Genomic DNA, 17,042 nt, shown 5'->3' with positions numbered 1-17,042 from the left:
ATTTCGGCGCGAAATTGCGCAGTTATTATTCCGCCGCGAGGGGTTGGGTGATGTCCCAGCCAGAGATGGCTTTGGATTCGAGGAACTCTTCAAGCCCCCAGAGTCCCCCCTCGCGCGCACGACCCGAGGACTTCACGCCGCCGAAGAAGGCCCCGGCGCCCCGAGAGCGGCCGTTGGTCTGGACCATCCCGGCTTTCAGAGCCAAAGCCATGCGGTTGCGCTTGGCGCCGTCCTGGGTTTGGACGTAGTGGGTCAGGCCGTAGGGGCTGTCGTTGGCGATGCGAACGGCGTCGGCCTCGGTGTCGAAGGGAATCATGGCCAGGACCGGGCCGAAGATCTCCTCGCGCTCGATGGTCATGCCGGGGGTGACGTCAGCGAAGATGGTGGGTTTGACGTAGTAGCCACGATTGAAGCCCTCTGGCAGGCCGGGGCCGCCGGCGACAAGGCGGGCGCCCTCGTCGATGCCCTTCTGGATGTAGCCCTGGATCTGGTCCCACTGGCGCTTGTTGACGACCGGGCCGATGTGGTTGCCGGCCTCATGCGCCGAGGCGACCTTGATGCTGTCGGCCACTTGCGCGGCAATGGTGACAGCGCGGTCATAGACCGGGCGCTGCACCAGCATGCGGGAGGGTGCGTTGCAGGACTGGCCGGAGTTGTCCATCATGTGCCGCACGCCGCGTTCGACGGCGGCATCGTCTGCATCGGCGAAGATCACGTTGGCGCCCTTGCCGCCAAGTTCCAGCGTCACGCGCTTCAACGTCTCGGCAGCCGCCTTTGAAATGGCGCGGCCTGCGCGGGTCGAGCCGGTAAAGGAGATCATCTCGACATCCGGGTGCGTGGACAACTGGGCGCCGACGCCCGCGCCATCGCCGTTCACCAAGTTGAAGACACCCGGCGGCAGGCCCGCGTCATGACAGAATTCGGCGAAGATCATGGCGTTGAGGGGGGATTCCTCGGACGGTTTCAGCACGCAGGTGCAGCCGGTCAGGATGGCGGGAATGGCCTTCAGCGCGATCTGGTTCATCGGCCAGTTCCACGGCGTGATCAGGCCGACGACGCCGATCGGGTCAAGGGCGATCATCGTGTCAGGGGCATGCGGGCCAAGCGGGCGGACCCATTCCAGCTGGTCGAAGGCGGTCAGGAAATTGGTCAGATGCCACGGCAGGCAGGGCGCCTGGCTGCCCCGGGCGTGGTCGATGGGCGAGCCCATCTCGGTCGAGATCGCCTTGGCGAGATCTTCCAGACGGCGTTCGTATTGTTCAAGGATGCGCACAACGACGGCGCGGCGTTCGGCGTGCGGTGTGGCAGCCCAGGCCGGAAACGCCGCTTTGGCGGCGGCAACGGCGGCGTCGGTATCGGCTTGGCTGCCAAGCGAGATCACGGCGCAAGGCTCTTCGGTCGACGGGTCGATGACGTTGCAATCGCGCGGCGTGGCTGGGGCGACCCAAGCGCCATTAATGTAGAATTCGCGGCGGATGATCATGCGGGCCTCCCATGGCTGGACGCTCCATCGTGGCATTGACACAGGATTGCGGCAAGCACCGGCGACGTCATCTTTGATCAAATCCCGACTTTTTCGGCAGGGCGGACGAATGGTCCGCTGGAACCGACTTGCGCGGAAATCTTTACTTTCTTGATCGCCTATTGCCGCAGGGGGATGAAATTTCGTTCCGAATTGCGTATGTCACCCTCATCAGAACCTTGCATGAGGATTGCCATGGGCCTTCGTATCAACGACATCGCACCCGATTTCACCGCCAATTCCACCGCCGGGGAAATCAAGTTCCACGATTGGCTGGATGGCCATTATGGAATCATCTTCAGCCACCCGCGCGACTTCACGCCGGTTTGCACGACCGAGTTCGGTGCGGTGGCGCAGTTGGCGCCCGAATTTGCCAAGCGCAACACCAAGGTGATTGGCGTGTCGGTCGATTCCGTGCAGGACCATGAAAAGTGGAAGCGCGATATCGAGGCGTTTGGCGGGGCTCCGGCAGATTTCCCGATCATCGACGACACCTCGCTGACCGTCGCCAAGGCCTATGACATGCTGCCGGCCGACTACTACCTGCCGACCGAAGGGCGCACGCCCGCCAACTCGGCCACGGTGCGGACGGTCTACATCGTAGGGCAGGACAAGAAGGTTAAGCTGTCGCTGACCTATCCGATGTCGGTGGGCCGGAATTTTGCCGAGATCCTGCGGGCGCTGGACGCCGTGCAACTGACCGATGGCAAGCCGTTGGCGACCCCGGCGAACTGGCAGGTGGGTCAGGATGTGATCGTGGCGCTGGCGCTGAACAACGATCAGGCGACCGAGCGGTTTGGCGCGCTGGACATCAAGCTGCCCTACCTGCGCTTTGCCAAGGCGCCGCAGTAAGGCATCGCAGAAAGATCGCGTCGGGCCCGGGTTACTTGCCCTCGGCCCGTCGCGCTTTCTTCTGGTCGACCCGACGCACCACGCGATAGGTGATCCAGCCCAGCAGACCGGAGCCGATGGCGAAGGCGGAGTAGGATAACGGCCAGGGAATCCCGTCGGTGAACCGCGAAAACTCTGACATGCCGCCCATGCCGGCCAGAATGTTCATCGGCAGAAACACCAGGCTGAGCATGGTCAGCTGGGTCACCCGGCGGTTCTGGTTGATGTTGATGAAGCCGATGGTGGCATCCATCAGGAAGTTGATCTTGTCGAACAGGAAAGCGGTGTGGCTGTTCAGACTGTCGATGTTGCGCAGCACCTGCTTGGCGTCTTGCACATTGGCATCGGCCAGGACGCGGGACTGCATCAGAAAGACGATGGCGCGTTGCGTGTCCATGATGTTGGAACGGATGCGGCCGTTGAGGTCTTCCTCCTCGGCAATGTCGGCCAGGACCGAGGCGGCTTCTTCGTCTGTCATGGTTTCGGACAGCACGTGTTTGCCGACGCGGGACAGGGTCTTGTAGATATCCTCAAGACTGTCAGCGGAATATTCGACGTCGGAGCCGTAGAGGTTCAAGAGAAGGTCAAAACAGTCCGTGGCATAGCCCGGCACGGTTTCGGCGCGGCGCCGTTGCAGGCGGAAGACGGGCAGGTCTTCATTGCGCAGGGAAAACAGGATGTCCTTGTGCAGGATGAAGGCGACCGGAATCGACCGGCTTTTGCCGCCCCGGTCCAAAAGGAAGTTGGAATGCAGGTTCAGGGCCCCGCTTTCCTCGATATGAAAGCGGTTCGACACCTCCAGATCGGTTTCATCGCCGGGATCGGGCAGGTCAAGCTTGTAGAACTCGCCGATATAGGCGCGTTGGGTGGGTGAGGCGTTCAGAAGGTCAACCCAAAGCGGCTTCTTGCCCTCAAGATCCTTGCGGCCTTTGATCGGGCTTTGCTTGATGCGGCCAGCGTTCAGTTCAAAGACAGTGACGCGGGTTTCCGACAGGCGGGGGCCGGTGGCCTCTTCCAGACTGTCGCGGAGTTCGTCTGACACTTCCCACAGCACGTCGGTCGAGCGGCCTGACGGCATGTGAGACCACAGCATGGCAGCTTCATCAATCGGCAAAGCTTCAAGAATTTCAACGATGTCCGCGACGGCGAGCTTTGTCAGGAAATTCTCGAGTTCGACCCCTTGCTGCTTTTCAACAACGGTTTCAACCAGACCCTGATGGGGTGCGGACTGCCCCTTGACCAGCCCTTCGACCAATTTCTGCTTGCGGAGGAGTTCACGCGCGGCATCGAGATACATGGCCCCTCCGTCTCGGTTACTCAACAGGTTCAACAGGGCCTTTGCGGCCCTGTCAAGCCGTGTTCAGGCCGCCTTGGGCTGCAACCGGGCGATCGGTGCGGCGGGCTTTCGGCTGTAGCGCGCCATGCCAAGATCGGAGGTGTCAATCTCGGGCAGGCGGCCCGAAACCATGTCCGCCAGCACGCGGGCCGAGCCGGTCGACATGGTCCAACCCAAGGTGCCATGACCGGTGTTGAGCCAGAGGTTGGACAGCGGCGTGGCGCCCACGACCGGCGTGCCATCGGGGGTCATCGGGCGCAGGCCGCTCCAGAACACGGCTTTGGATTGGTCGCCAGCGCCACCGAACAGATCCTCGACCGAGTGGGTCAGGGTGGCTTGGCGGCGGGGATGCAGGGTGGCGTCGAAGCCCGAGATTTCCGCCATGCCGCCGACGCGGATACGGTCGCCCAGACGGGTGATGGCGATCTTGAAGGTTTCATCCATCACGGTTGAAACGGGGGCGCGGTCTTCGTCAATGATCGGAACGGTGATCGAATAGCCCTTCACCGGGTAGACCGGCAGCTTCATGCCCAAGGGTTTGACCAGCGCGGGAGAGTAGGAGCCAAGCGCCAGCACATAGGCGTCCGCCGTCACGCGACCTTCGGTGGTTTCCACCCCGACAATGCGGTCGCCGTGACGGTCAAGGCTGTTGATGCCAACGCCGTAGCGGAAGGTGACGCCCGCTGCCTCGGCCAGCTTGGCCAGGCGGTTGGTGAACTTGAAGCAATCGCCGGTTTCATCCCCCGGCAGGCGCAGGCCGCCGGCGATCTTGTTGAAGCTGGAGGCAAGACCGGGCTCTGCGGTGACACAGTCTTCCGGCGACAGAACCTCGAACGGGACACCGTCGGCTTTCAGGACGGCGATGTCCTTGTAGGCGGCATCAACCTGCTTTTGCGTGCGGAACAGTTGCAGCGTGCCTTGGGTGCGTTCGTCATAGGTTATGCCGGTTGAAGCCCGCAGATCGCGCAGCACATCGCGCGAGTATTCGGCCAGGCGGACCATGCGGGATTTGTTGGTGGCATAGGCGGCCGCGTTGCAGTTGCCCAGCATCTGCACGATCCAGTCCAACCGGGCCATGTCGATCTTGGGCTGCAGGATCAACGGCGCGTGGCGCATGAATAGCCATTTCAGCGCCTTCATCGGAATGCCGGGCGCCGCCCAAGGCGAGGCATAGCCGGGGCTGATTTCCCCCGCATTGGCGAAAGAGGTTTCCAGCGCCGGGCCGGATTGACGGTCGATCACCGTCACCTCGTGCCCCGCCTGGGCCAGATACCAGGCCGAGGTCACACCGATCACGCCAGCACCCAGAACCACCACGCGCATTGAACTCTCCTGCCAAATGGAATGGATAAAATATAGGGCATGAGGGCTGACATTTCCTTGCGATGTTTGGCGTCCGAGCAGGGCTTTGCAGTAAATCATCCGGCACAAGTCCCTCTGCCTCGAAGATTATATCGATTGACCGATGATCTGCCGAATAATCATGCGCTGCGAAAATACCTCTGCGGTGAAGCCGAGTCGGGCTAAGATCGGGCACGGCAACAACGGAGGAAGGCATGAGGTACGTCTTTTTGGCCACGGCGCTGGCATTGGCAGCGTCTGCGGCTTCGGCGCAGGATGTCGGCGGGCATTACACGGTGAAAGGCACCAATCTGGACGGTTCGTCCTATGGCGGAGACGCCGACATCACCCTGACCAGCCAATACACCTGCAACATCGTCTGGAAGACCGGCAGTTCCACCTCGAACGGGATCTGCATGCGCGACGGCAATGCCTTCACGGCAGGGTATGAGCTGAACGGCAAGGTCGGGTTGGTGATCTACCTGATCCAGAAGGACGGCACGCTGGACGGCACCTGGACGGTGGATGGCGTGAACGCCGTGGGCACCGAGGTTCTGACCCCCGGTTGACGAAAAGGCCCCGGTGTTGCCACCGGAGCCCTTCGGTCAGGACAGATCCTTGGAAGCTCAGGCCTCCGAGGACTCTTCTTTCTTTTCGGTGATTTCCAGACCGGTTTCCTGATCCACCATCTTCATGCCCAGACGGACTTTGCCACGCTCGTCAAAGCCCAGCAATTTGACCTTGACCTCTTGGCCTTCCTTCAGCGCTTCGTTCGGGTGGTTCAAGCGCTTGTTGGCGATCTGGGAGACGTGGACCAGACCGTCACGCTTGCCGAAGAAGTTCACGAAGGCGCCGAAATCGACCAGCTTGACGACCTTGCCAGTGTAGACGTGGCCCTCTTCCGGCTCTGCCACGATCGACCAGATCATGTCATAGGCCTTCTTGATGGCGGCGGCGTCGTTCGAGGCGATCTTGATCACGCCGTCGTCGTTGATGTCGACCTTGGCGCCCGACACTTCGACGATTTCGCGGATGACCTTGCCGCCAGACCCGATGACTTCCCGGATCTTGTCGGTCGGGATGGTCAGGGTTTCGATCTTGGGCGCATAGGCGGAGAATGCCTGCGGGCCAGAGATCGACTTGGCCATTTCACCCAAGATGTGCAACCGGCCGTCCTTGGCTTGCGCCAGGGCCTGCTCCATGATCGCGGGCGTGATGCCGGCAATCTTGATGTCCATCTGCAGCGAGGTGATGCCATTGGCGGTGCCGGCAACCTTGAAGTCCATGTCGCCCAAGTGATCCTCGTCGCCGAGGATGTCGGTCAGCACGGCAAAGCGGCCGTCGTCTTCCAGGATCAGACCCATGGCGACGCCCGCGACCGGAGCCTTCAGCGGCACGCCCGCGTCCAGCATCGACAAAGAACCACCGCAGACCGAAGCCATCGAGGAGGAGCCGTTGGATTCAGTGATCTCCGACACGACACGGATCGTGTACGGGAAATCGGTCGCGGCAGGCAGAACGGCCTGAAGCGCACGCCATGCCAGCTTGCCGTGGCCGATTTCGCGGCGACCGGGCGAACCCACGCGGCCAACTTCGCCCACCGAGTAGGGCGGGAAGTTGTAGTGCAGCAGGAAGTTCGACCGGGTGTTGCCGTTCAGCGCGTCGATGATCTGCTCATCTTCGCCGGTCCCGAGGGTGGTGACGACCAGCCCTTGGGTTTCCCCACGGGTGAACAGCGCCGAGCCATGCGTGCGCGGCAGCAGGCCGGTTTCGCAGACGATCGGGCGGACGGTCTTGTTGTCACGACCGTCAATGCGCGCGCCACCGTTGATGATGTCGCCGCGCAGGATCGAGGATTCCAGCTTCTTGATCGCCGAGCCGAGGTTGATGTCGGCCAGATCTTCCGGAGCCAAGGCTGCCTTGATCGCGGCGGAAGCCGCGTCGATGGCATTGGAACGCTCTTGCTTGTCGCGCAGGGCGAAAGCGGCGCGCATTTGCACTTCACCAGCGGCCTGAACCTTGGCGTAGAGCGCCGAGATATCCGGGGGGGAGAAGTCGAAGGGCTCTTTTGCCGCGATTTCGGCGAAGTCGATGATCAGGTCGATGACCGGCTGCATCTGGGCATGGCCGAACTTGACGGCACCCAGCATCTCGTCTTCCGACAGCTCATAGGCTTCGGATTCCACCATCATCACGGCGTCTTTGGTGCCAGCGACAACCAGATCAAGCCGCTGCTCGGGGTTGCCCCGCAGTTGGGTCATGTCGTCCATCGCCGGGTTCAGGACATAGGCGCCCTTCGAGAAGCCAACGCGGGCGGCAGCGATCGGACCCATGAAGGGCACGCCGGAAATGGTCAGGGCGGCGGAAGCGGCGATCATGGCGACGATGTCGGGATCATTCACGAGGTCGCAGGACAGCACGGTGGCCATGACGAGGACTTCATGCTTGAAGCCTTCAACGAACAGCGGGCGGCAGGGGCGGTCGATCAGGCGGGAGACGAGGGTCTCCTTTTCCGACGGGCGTGCTTCGCGCTTGAAGAAGCCACCGGGGATCTTGCCGGCTGCGTAGTACTTTTCCTGATAGTGGACCGTCAGGGGGAAGAAATCCTGACCGGGTTTCGCCTGCTTGGCGAAGGTCACGTTGGCCATGACAGAGGTTTCGCCCAAAGTGGCGATAACCGAACCGTCAGCCTGACGCGCAACCTTGCCCGTTTCCAGCGTGAGCGTGTCGTTGCCCCACTGGATGGATTTCTGGGTAATGGTGAACATAGTTTCATCCTATCTGATGCCGGGGGACCCTCCCGCCGGCTTTGCGTAGGGGCCGTATGCCCCTGGCTCATTTTCTCTTGCGGATCACCCGCCGCGCAGAGCCCTGGCGCGGTTGGGCCGCCCCGGATCAGCCGGGGCCAGATAGACAAAGCGCCCGAGCGATGCCCGGGCGCGTTATCAGCTTAGCGGCGCAGCCCCAGACGGGAGATCAGCGCAGCGTAACGCGCCTCGTCCTTGGACTTCAGATAGTCCAGAAGCTTGCGGCGTTGCGCAACCTGCATCAACAGACCACGGCGAGAGTGGTTGTCTTTCTTGTGGCTCTTGAAGTGCTCGGTCAGGGTGGCGATCCGCGAGGACAGGATGGCAACCTGAACTTCCGGCGAGCCGGTGTCGTTCTCTTTGGTCGCGTATTCCTTGATCAGGCGGGCTTTTTCTTCAACGGTGATCGACATCGGGATCTCCAATCGGTTGAGTGTGACGGCGCAAGCCGGGATGTCGTCCAGCAAGGCCCTTGAGTCTGCTAAGCGCGTCTTCCAAGCGTGGAAGATGCGCGCGTATAGGGGGAAAAGGCCGGAAAGGGAAGCGAAAACGCAGGAGGCTGCGGTGCACGCCCCCTGCGCGGGTTTGAAACGGGCCGGGAAAAGGCCGGCCTCAGATGACGAAGAAGTCTGCGGCGGTCAGGGCCAGCCCGGACGTCAGTGTTGCAATCTGCACCGCGGCCCCCGACCCGTTGCCGTCAGCGTCGTAGTACAGGTTGCCGGTGGTGGTCTGGTAGATGATGTGGTCGGCGGCGCTGGCCGCCAGACCGGTGGTGTTCGCGGCAAAACCCGCCCCCGACACGGCGCCGGTGGTCAGGGCGGCATAGACCAGATGATCCAGCTGGATCGTGTCATCCGTCACGCTGAAGTCGGTGATCTTGTCGACATTGGCGGCACTGGCCTGGGTGTCGAACAGGAAGACGTCGGCCCCCGCGCCACCGGTCAGCTTGTCAGCCCCCGCACCACCCGACACAAGGTCATTGCCGGCGCCGCCGTCCACCGAATCATCCCCGGCACCACCGAGCACGGTGTCATTGCCGAGGCCACCGTGCAGGGTGTCGTTGCCCGCACCGCCGTTCAGAACGTTGGCCTGGGTGTCGCCGGTCAGACTGTCGTCGTTCAGCGAACCGGTCAGGTTCCGGATGCCCACAAAGGTGTCGAAGCCCGAGGCCAGCGTGTTCTGACTGCCCAGGATGCTCAGATCCGCCACGACACCCCCTTCGTCTTGCAGCACGTTGCCGAAGGACACGGTGTCGATGCCACCGCCACCGGTGAAGACGTTGTTGCCCAGATCGCCGGTCATCACATCGTTGAACGCGCTGCCGACGACGTTCTCGAAGTTCTTCACCGTGTCGATGATGCCGCCTGAAACCGCCGTCTCTTCGGTCAGATTGATGGTCACCGCCGCAGCCGAGTTGGCGTAGGACAGGGTATCCACGCCGGCCAGTCCATCCAGGACGTTTGCGCCGGCGTTGCCCGACAGAAGGTCGTCGTAGTTGCTGCCGGTCAGGTTCTCGAAATTGATCGCGGTGTCGGTGCCGGAGCCGCCGGTGGCCTGCGCCGAGGTCAGCGACAGATCGAAGGTGATCCCCGCGGTCGCGCCGAATTCATAGGACAGCGTATCGCCCTTGACGCCCAGCACCAGCGTCTCGCCGCCGCCATCCATGACGTTGTCGCCGATATTGGCCCAGATGACGTTGTTGAGCACGTTGCCCGTGCCATTGAGCGCGTTGGTCCCCATCAGGCGCAGGTTTTCAAGGCTGCTGCCCAAGGTTTGGTTGATGTAGGTCATCACCAGATCGGTGCCCGAAGCATCGGTGATTTCGTCGCCGATGTTGTCGACGACATAGGTGTCGTTGCCGCCGCCACCATTCATCTTGTCCGCCCCGGCCCGGCCATCGAGGAAGTTGTTGCTGGCATTGCCGACCAGCTGGTTGTCCAGATTGTTGCCGATGCCGCTGGTGGCGGTGCCGGTCAGGGTCAGGTATTCCACGTTGGCTGTCAGCCGGTACGAGACACTGGACTGCACGGTGTCGATGCCCTCGTTGGCCAGTTCCACCACCGTATCGGCGCCATCCACGACATAGGTGTCATTGCCCTTGCCCCCGGTCAGCAGGTCAGCGCCTGCGTTGCCGTCAAGGATGTTGTTGCCGGCGTTGCCGGTCAACTCGTCATTGTAGATGCTGCCGGTCAGGTTCTCGATGTTGATCAGCTTGTCAAAGCCGGAGCCTTGGGTGTCTTGCACGCCGGTGTTGTTGAGGTCGACGATGACGCCAGCCGTGCTGACGCTGCTGGTCAAGGTGGCGGTGGCCGGGGCCCCGGGCACAAGACCAAGGATCGACACATTGGCATAGGACACGGTGTCGTTGCCGCCCTGACCATCCAGCACATTGTTGCCGGCGTTGGCGTAAAGGATGTTGTTCAGCGCATTGCCGGTCGCGTTCAGATCGGCCGTGCCAAGCAGGCGCAGATCTTCCAGATTGTCGCCAAGAGTGTAGGAAATCGTGCTGGCGACCATGTCGATCTGGGTCACGCTGTTGTTGGTTTCGACCACATGGTCGCCGACATTGTCGACGATGAATGTGTCATTGCCGTCGCCGCCGGTCATCGTATCGGCCCCATGCCCCCCGTTTAGGGTGTTGGCCCCGGTGTTGCCGGTGATGACGTTGTCACGGTGGTTGCCCACGCCGACAAGGCCCAAAGTGCCGGTCAGAAGCAGGTTTTCAAGGTTCGCCCCCAGCGTGTAGTTCACGCTGGCATTCACCGTGTCGATCTGGGTGAAGCTGCTGTTGGTCTCGGTCACCTTGTCGAGGCTGTTGTCGACCACATAGGTGTCGTTGCCATCGCCGCCGATCATGGTGTCGGCCCCGACCTTGCCATCAAGGACGTTGTCATTGGCATTGCCGATCAAGATATTGGCCAGGGCATTGCCGGTGGCATTGATCGCGCCGACGCCGGTCAGCGTCATGTTCTCGACATTGCTGGCCAAAGTGTAGCTGACCGAAGACAGCACAAGATCGGTGCCCGCGCCCTCTTCCGTGATCACATCGCCGACGTTGTCCACCTTGTAGGTGTCATCGCCCAAACCGCCCACCATCAGATCCGCGCCGGTGCCGCCATCCAGAATGTCGTTGCCGCCCAGACCCAGAAGGGCATCGTCGCCTGCGCCACCGGTCAGATTGTTGGCCAGATCGCCGTCATGGGCCGTGGTCCCCTCGCCCACCAGCAGGACGCCGGTCGATCCGAAGGTCACGTTGGGCAGCGCGGTGGCGGAACTGACGCCCAGATCGTCGAGCGCGATACTCGACAGAACAATCGACTTGCCATGCACCGAGAATTGCACCCCGCTGGCCGTGCTGTTGATCAGCAACTCTGCCGGCCGCACGCTGGAATCAAAGGACAAGACATCGTGGAGCGGATCAAAGGCGATCGTCTGGTTGTTGACCAGCGTGCTGAATGTGAAGGTGGCCATGGCGAGTCCCTAATTTGAAATAGATTTTGCGAATATCGGGTCCGAAAGCGGCGGCAGAATGCAGAAAATGCGGCTGCTTTGTGAGAGAGTCGTGGCAATCTGCGGCGGTCTTGCTGCATTTGGCCGATGGGGCGTTTGACACGGATCAAGGCGGGCGGCAGCCGTCCGGTTTACGCAGGCACAGTTGCATTCTGCCCCGTGACCGGGGCGGCAGGCCTGTGAAAGGATTTGCCATGACGCCAAACCCCGCAACCCTGCGCCGCATCGTCAACACCCCCACGCTAAGCCCGGCACAGAAAGCGCATGCCTTGGCGACAGAGGCAGAGAACGCCCTGCCCTATCTGCCGCTGGACGCGGAAACGCAGGCCGCGCTGGATGCACGGGTGATCTGCGACATGTATGAGGGCCACGCGCCCTATCGGCCGCGCTACGTCTTGCCCGACTATGCAGTGGTTCTGAAAAACGGCTCTGACTGGCTGGAACTGCCCGTCCCGCAGACGCTGGACGAGGCGATCCATACCCTGATGATCGCCTACCACCATGTGCCCTCGATCACCGGGATGCCGGTCTATATCGGGCAGTTGGATGACCTGCTGCTGCCCTTCTGCGCGGGGGTTTCGGACGCGGACCTGCAGGCCAAGATCAGGCTCTTCTGGCGCTATATCGACCGGGTGCTGCCAGACGCCTTCCTGCATGCCAACATCGGGCCAAGCGACAACCGCGTTGCCCGCACCATTCTGCAGGTCGACGCTGAACTGGGGCAGATCGCGCCGAACCTGACCTTCCGCTATGATCCAGCCCGGAGCACCGAGGCCATTCTGAGGCAGGCCATCGGGAATATCACGGTGTGCTCAAAGCCGCATATCGCCAACCATCCGCTCCATGCGGCGGCCTTTGACGACAGGGGCTATGCCATCGTCAGCTGTTACAACGCGCTGCCTTTGGGGGGCGGTGCGTCCACTTTGACCCGGGTCAATCTGTTCGAGGTCGCCAAGCGGTCGCGCGATGTCGAGGATTTCCTGAACCGGGCCCTGCCGACGTTCGTCGACCTGAATTTCCGACTGACGCAGGCGCGGATCGACTATCTGTTCGACCGATCCGGCTTCTTCGACAGCTTCCTTGTGACCGAAGGCTGGATCGACCCCACCCGCTTTACCGCCATGTTCGGCGTCTTTGCCATGGCCGAGGCGGTGAACCACCTGCAGGGCCAGACCGGAGCCTATGGCCACGATGCCCGCGCCAATGCCTTGGGGCACGCCATCTCGGCCAAGCTGGCCGAGATGGTGGCCGCGCGGCCCCTGCGGCATGTCTGGCGGGGCCGGGCGATGCTGCACGCGCAAGCCGGTTTGTCCACCGACACAGGCCTGACGCCGGGGGTGCGGATTCCCTATGGCACAGAGCCTGACCCGGTGACCCATGTGCAAGCCTTGGCGCCGCATCATGCATATTACCCCTCCGGCATCTCGGAAATCCTGACGCTGGATGCAACGGTCAAGGCCAACCCGGATGCCGTGCTGGATCTGTGCAAAGGTGCCTTCGCCTGCGGCCTGCGCGAGTTTACCGCCAATGTCGGGGGCAATGATCTGGTGCGGGTCACCGGCTACATGATCCGCCTGTCGGATGTGGCGCGGTACAACGCCGAAAAGGGATCACGCACCGACACCACGGCTTTGGGGGCCGAGGCGGCGAAGATGACGGCCATTCTGGCGCGCAAACCGAGGGTATTGGCCCATGAACTTGCCGCTGGCGCGGATCAGTAAGGTCCTGCCGTGGTCTTGCGTGGATGGGCCGGGCAATCGTCTGGTCCTGTTCCTGCAGGGCTGCAACTATGCCTGCGCCGCCTGCCATAACCCGCATACCATCGGCCAGTGCAACGATTGCGGCGTCTGCCTGACCGCCTGCCCAACGGCGGCGCTGACCCTAGTGGAGGGCAAGGTGCATTTTGACCCTGCGCTTTGCACCCAATGCGACGACTGCCTGAAAGCCTGCCCGATCAGCGCCAGCCCGATGGTGCTGGCCTATTCCGTGGCCGATATCCTGACCCTTCTGCGCCAGAACCGGGCGTTTCTGTCCGGCATCACAGTGTCAGGGGGCGAGCCGACGCTGCAAGGCGCCTTCGTCGCGGCCCTGTTCACCGCGATCCGGCAGGACCCCGAACTTGCCGGCCTGACCTGCTTCATCGACTCCAACGGGCATCTTGGCGCGCAGGGCTGGCGCGGCCTTTTACCGGTGACCGATGGCGTGATGCTGGACATCAAGGCTTTTGACCCGGCCCTGCATCTGACCCTGACAGGGCGCGACAATACCCGCAGTCTGGCCAGCGCGCGCATCACCCATGCGGCCGGCAAACTGCACGAGTTGCGCTTTCTGATGCTGCCCGGCCTGACCGACACGGCCGAAGAGGTCACCCGGCTGATCCGCTTTGCGCGGGACTTGGGCGGCCCCCTGCGCCTCCGCCTCAATGCCTTTCACGCGCAGGGTGTGCGGGGCAAGGCTGCGGATTGGCCCGCGATGCCCCGCCGGCGGGTGGAAGAGGTGGCGGATCAGTTGCGTCAGGCTGAGGTGGGGCCGGTGATCGTGCCCGCCGTCTGGCTTTGACCTTGGCGGCAGAAAAGAAGGGAATTCCCGGTTGCGTTCGGCTGGTGGAACACTATCTCGACCGATGCGTCGGGATTGAGCGCAAATTGCATGGGGTGCGGGGCTTGCAGGCAATCCTTCTTGCTTCTGGTGCCCTTGCGGTGTTTGCCGTGCTGGCGCAGGCGCGCGAAAATTGGCACAAGATGAAAGCTATTCTGCAAGGAACCTGATGATGACGAGCACACACGGAGCGCAAGGATTGACGCCAAGCACATTGACCCACCTGCAGCGTCTGGAAGCCGAAAGCATCCACATCATGCGCGAGGTTGTGGCGAATGCCGAAAACCCGGTGATGCTCTATTCGGTCGGCAAGGATTCCGCGACGATGCTGCATCTGGCCAAAAAGGCCTTTTACCCCGCGCCGCCACCCTTCCCGCTGCTGCACGTCGATACAACGTGGAAATTCCGCGCCATGTACGAGTTGCGCGAGAAGGCCGCCAAGGATGCGGGAATGGATCTGATCGTCCATCAAAACCCCGAGGCGCTGGAGAAGGGCATCAACCCTTTCGACCACGGCGGATTGCACACCGACATGTGGAAGACCGAAGGCTTGAAACAGGCGTTGACCAAGTACAATTTCGACGTGGCCTTCGGCGGTGCGCGCCGGGACGAAGAGAAATCCCGCGCAAAGGAACGCGTTTTCTCGTTCCGCTCGGCCAACCACCGCTGGGACCCCAAGAACCAGCGGCCGGAGCTTTGGAAGCTGTACAACACCCGCAAGGCCAAGAGCGAAAGCATCCGGGTCTTTCCGATTTCCAACTGGACCGAGCTGGACATCTGGCAATACATCCATCTGGAAGGCATCGAGATCGTGCCGCTGTATTTCTCGGCGCCGCGCCCGGTGGTCGAACGCGATGGGCTGTTGCTGATGGTCGATGACCACCGCTTCCGTCTGCACCCCGGAGAGGTGCCGCAGATGCGGTCCGTCCGCTTCCGCACTCTGGGCTGCTACCCGCTTAGCGGCGCCGTGGAGTCGCAGGCCACGACCTTGCCGCAGGTCATTCAGGAAATGCTGCTGACCACCACGTCAGAACGTCAGGGCCGGGCGATCGACCACGATCAAGCCGCCTCGATGGAGAAGAAGAAGCAAGAGGGGTATTTCTAAATGACCGTTCAGATTGACCCTGTCTATGTCACCGACAAGCTGATTGCCGAGGATATCGACGCCTACCTTCTGCAGCACCAGCACAAGACCATGCTGCGCTTCATCACCTGCGGCTCGGTCGATGATGGCAAGTCGACGCTGATCGGCCGCTTGCTCTATGACAGCAAGATGATCTTCGAAGACCAGCTTGCGACGCTGGAGCGTGACAGCAAGGTATCGGGCACCCAGGGCCAGGAGATCGACTTTGCCCTGCTGGTTGACGGTCTGGCGGCCGAGCGCGAGCAAGGCATCACCATCGACGTCGCCTACCGCTTCTTCGCCACCGACAAGCGCAAGTTCATCGTGGCGGATACTCCCGGCCATGAACAATATACCCGCAACATGGTGACGGGGGCGTCTACGGCGGACCTTGCGGTCATCCTGATTGACGCCCGGCAAGGGGTGCTGACACAGACCCGGCGACATTCGTATCTGGTGCAACTTCTGGGCATCAAGAACGTGGTGCTGGCGGTCAACAAGATGGACCTTGTGGGCTACAGCCAAGAACGCTTCTACGAGATCATCAAGGAATACAGCCACTTCGCCAAGCAGATCGGGATGGCGACGTTCCTGCCGATCCCGATTTCCGGCCTGAAGGGTGACAACATCGTCACCAAAAGCTCGGCCATGCCTTGGTACACCGGGCCGACGCTGCTGGGCCATCTGGAGGTGGCACCCGTCAACGTCGCCCGCATGGTCGACCTGCCGTTCCGGATGCCGGTGCAATGGGTGAACCGTCCGAACCTGGACTTCCGTGGCTTTGCCGGGCAGATCGGCGCGGGGGTCATCCGCCCCGGCGATGCGATCCGCGTGCTGCCCTCAGGCAAGACGACCACGGTGAAATCCATCGTCACGCTGGACGGCGATCTGGATCAGGCCGTTGCCGGCCAGTCGATCACCCTGACCTTCAACGATGAAATCGACTGCTCGCGTGGCGATGTCATCGTGCAATCGGATGCGCCGTGCGAGGTGGCGGATCAGTTCGAGGCGACCCTGGTCTGGATGGACGAACATGCCATGCTGCCGGGCCGTCCGTATCTGCTAAAGATCGGCACCCAAACCGTGACCGCCACGGTGACCGAACCGAAATACGAGGTGAACGTCAACACGCTGGAGCACATTGCCTCGCGCACCTTGGGTCTGAATGCCATCGGCGTCTGCAACCTGTCGATCGACCGCGCCATTCCGTTTGAAGCCTACAACGTCAACCCCGACCTTGGCGGCTTCATCCTGATCGACCGGATCAGCAATGCCACGGTTGCCGCCGGGATGATCCACTTCGCCCTGCGCCGCAGCCAGAACATCCACTGGCAAGCGCTGGAAGTTAACCGCGAGGCGCACGCCGCCTTGAAGACGCAAAAGCCCTGCGTGGTCTGGTTCACCGGCCTGTCCGGTTCGGGCAAATCGACCATCGCCAACATGGTGGAATCCAAGCTGCACGCGCTTGGCAAGCACACCTTCCTCTTGGACGGTGACAACGTGCGCCACGGGCTGAACCGCGATCTTGGCTTCACCGATGCCGACCGGGTGGAAAACATCCGACGCGTGGGCGAAGTGGCGCGCCTGATGACCGACGCCGGGCTGATCGTGCTGACCGCCTTCATCTCTCCCTTCCGGTCCGAACGCCGGATGGTCCGCGATCTGATGGCGGCCGGTGAGTTCATCGAGGTCTATGTCGATACACCGCTCAGCGTTGCGGAAAGCCGCGATGTGAAGGGGCTGTACAAGAAAGCGCGGGCCGGTCAGCTGAAGAACTTCACCGGCATCGACAGCCCCTATGAACCGCCGGAAGCGCCCGAGATCATCGTGAACACGGTGGAACTTGACGCCGAAGATGCCGCAAACCGGATTGTGGACGCCATTCTGGCCCGGTGAGACAACAAGCGAATGGGG

The 17,042-nt window shown here is 62.1% G+C and carries 13 protein-coding genes; 7 read left to right on the top strand and 6 right to left on the bottom strand.

Annotated features, from left to right (window positions below; translation table 11 throughout):
* Nucleotides 1–25: 25 nt before the first annotated feature.
* Nucleotides 26–1,483 (bottom strand): aldehyde dehydrogenase family protein, encoded by a 1,458-nt coding sequence (locus AC1Y2B_RS04285; protein WP_482251821.1) that lies wholly within the window; start codon nucleotides 1,481–1,483, stop codon nucleotides 26–28.
* Between the two features lie 234 nt (nucleotides 1,484–1,717).
* Between AC1Y2B_RS04285 and AC1Y2B_RS04280 the strand changes: the two genes are divergently transcribed.
* Nucleotides 1,718–2,374, top strand: coding sequence for a peroxiredoxin (locus AC1Y2B_RS04280; protein ID WP_482251820.1), 657 nt, complete (start codon nucleotides 1,718–1,720; stop codon nucleotides 2,372–2,374).
* Nucleotides 2,375–2,405: 31 nt separating this feature from the next.
* On the opposite strand, the gene AC1Y2B_RS04275 is transcribed toward AC1Y2B_RS04280, so the two are convergent.
* Nucleotides 2,406–3,710, bottom strand: coding sequence for a CorA family divalent cation transporter (locus AC1Y2B_RS04275; protein ID WP_482251819.1), 1,305 nt, complete (start codon nucleotides 3,708–3,710; stop codon nucleotides 2,406–2,408).
* A gap of 63 nt (nucleotides 3,711–3,773) precedes the next feature.
* A complete protein-coding gene (locus AC1Y2B_RS04270) occupies nucleotides 3,774–5,072 on the bottom strand; it encodes a D-amino acid dehydrogenase (protein WP_482251818.1) in 1,299 nt (432 codons plus the stop codon).
* A 233-nt stretch (nucleotides 5,073–5,305) separates the two neighbouring features.
* Between AC1Y2B_RS04270 and AC1Y2B_RS04265 the strand changes: the two genes are divergently transcribed.
* Entirely contained in the window at nucleotides 5,306–5,659 is a 354-nt protein-coding gene (locus tag AC1Y2B_RS04265) for a hypothetical protein (protein WP_482251817.1), read from the top strand.
* Between the two features lie 57 nt (nucleotides 5,660–5,716).
* Here AC1Y2B_RS04265 and pnp read toward each other — a convergent pair whose 3' ends face one another.
* The 3 genes from pnp to AC1Y2B_RS04250 all read right to left on the bottom strand — a co-directional run bounded on the left by pnp (nucleotide 5,717) and on the right by AC1Y2B_RS04250 (nucleotide 11,368).
* Nucleotides 5,717–7,858, bottom strand: a complete 2,142-nt coding sequence (gene pnp / locus AC1Y2B_RS04260; protein WP_482251816.1) for a polyribonucleotide nucleotidyltransferase — start codon at nucleotides 7,856–7,858, stop codon at nucleotides 5,717–5,719.
* 182 nt (nucleotides 7,859–8,040) lie between these two features.
* A complete protein-coding gene (gene rpsO, locus AC1Y2B_RS04255; protein ID WP_482251815.1) occupies nucleotides 8,041–8,310 on the bottom strand; it encodes a 30S ribosomal protein S15 in 270 nt (89 codons plus the stop codon).
* 199 nt (nucleotides 8,311–8,509) lie between these two features.
* Complete coding sequence (locus AC1Y2B_RS04250) at nucleotides 8,510–11,368, bottom strand: beta strand repeat-containing protein (RefSeq protein ID WP_482251814.1); 2,859 nt, start codon at nucleotides 11,366–11,368, stop codon at nucleotides 8,510–8,512.
* A 233-nt stretch (nucleotides 11,369–11,601) separates the two neighbouring features.
* Here AC1Y2B_RS04250 and AC1Y2B_RS04245 point away from each other — a divergent pair, with 233 nt between their 5' ends.
* Genes AC1Y2B_RS04245 through cysN form a run of 5 tightly spaced genes read left to right on the top strand, consistent with a single transcriptional unit; the run spans nucleotide 11,602 to nucleotide 17,024 of the window.
* Nucleotides 11,602–13,128, top strand: coding sequence for a YjjI family glycine radical enzyme (locus AC1Y2B_RS04245; protein WP_482251813.1), 1,527 nt, complete (start codon nucleotides 11,602–11,604; stop codon nucleotides 13,126–13,128).
* Nucleotides 13,100–13,966: a YjjW family glycine radical enzyme activase gene (locus AC1Y2B_RS04240; RefSeq protein WP_482251812.1), complete on the top strand. Its 867-nt coding sequence runs from the start codon at nucleotides 13,100–13,102 to the stop codon at nucleotides 13,964–13,966. The genes AC1Y2B_RS04245 and AC1Y2B_RS04240 overlap by 29 nt, the downstream gene beginning before the upstream one ends.
* Before the next feature lie 2 nt (nucleotides 13,967–13,968).
* Entirely contained in the window at nucleotides 13,969–14,175 is a 207-nt protein-coding gene (locus tag AC1Y2B_RS04235; protein WP_482251811.1) for a hypothetical protein, read from the top strand.
* A 2-nt stretch (nucleotides 14,176–14,177) separates the two neighbouring features.
* Complete coding sequence (cysD, locus tag AC1Y2B_RS04230; RefSeq protein ID WP_482251810.1) at nucleotides 14,178–15,110, top strand: sulfate adenylyltransferase subunit CysD; 933 nt, start codon at nucleotides 14,178–14,180, stop codon at nucleotides 15,108–15,110.
* Nucleotides 15,111–17,024 (top strand): sulfate adenylyltransferase subunit CysN, encoded by a 1,914-nt coding sequence (gene cysN, locus AC1Y2B_RS04225; protein ID WP_482251809.1) that lies wholly within the window; start codon nucleotides 15,111–15,113, stop codon nucleotides 17,022–17,024.
* The last annotated feature ends 18 nt before the right edge of the window (nucleotides 17,025–17,042 follow it).

Source organism: Stagnihabitans sp., assembly GCF_964946895.1.
The sequence above is the reverse complement of the archived record's forward strand: the minus strand, read 5'-3'. Positions and strand labels throughout refer to the sequence as shown.

Bases quoted from the DNA above. Each gene is read 5' to 3' on its own strand.
- AC1Y2B_RS04265 (WP_482251817.1), top strand. From the start codon at position 5,306: ATGAGGTACGTCTTTTTGGCCACGGCGCTGGCATTGGCAGCGTCTGCG.
- AC1Y2B_RS04270 (WP_482251818.1), bottom strand. From the start codon at position 5,072: ATGCGCGTGGTGGTTCTGGGTGCTGGCGTGATCGGTGTGACCTCGGCC.
- rpsO (WP_482251815.1), bottom strand. From the start codon at position 8,310: ATGTCGATCACCGTTGAAGAAAAAGCCCGCCTGATCAAGGAATACGCG.
- AC1Y2B_RS04280 (WP_482251820.1), top strand. From the start codon at position 1,718: ATGGGCCTTCGTATCAACGACATCGCACCCGATTTCACCGCCAATTCC.
- pnp (WP_482251816.1), bottom strand. From the start codon at position 7,858: ATGTTCACCATTACCCAGAAATCCATCCAGTGGGGCAACGACACGCTC.
- AC1Y2B_RS04285 (WP_482251821.1), bottom strand. From the start codon at position 1,483: ATGATCATCCGCCGCGAATTCTACATTAATGGCGCTTGGGTCGCCCCA.
- AC1Y2B_RS04250 (WP_482251814.1), bottom strand. From the start codon at position 11,368: ATGGCCACCTTCACATTCAGCACGCTGGTCAACAACCAGACGATCGCC.
- cysN (WP_482251809.1), top strand. From the start codon at position 15,111: ATGACCGTTCAGATTGACCCTGTCTATGTCACCGACAAGCTGATTGCC.
- AC1Y2B_RS04275 (WP_482251819.1), bottom strand. From the start codon at position 3,710: ATGTATCTCGATGCCGCGCGTGAACTCCTCCGCAAGCAGAAATTGGTC.
- AC1Y2B_RS04245 (WP_482251813.1), top strand. From the start codon at position 11,602: ATGACGCCAAACCCCGCAACCCTGCGCCGCATCGTCAACACCCCCACG.
- AC1Y2B_RS04240 (WP_482251812.1), top strand. From the start codon at position 13,100: ATGAACTTGCCGCTGGCGCGGATCAGTAAGGTCCTGCCGTGGTCTTGC.
- cysD (WP_482251810.1), top strand. From the start codon at position 14,178: ATGACGAGCACACACGGAGCGCAAGGATTGACGCCAAGCACATTGACC.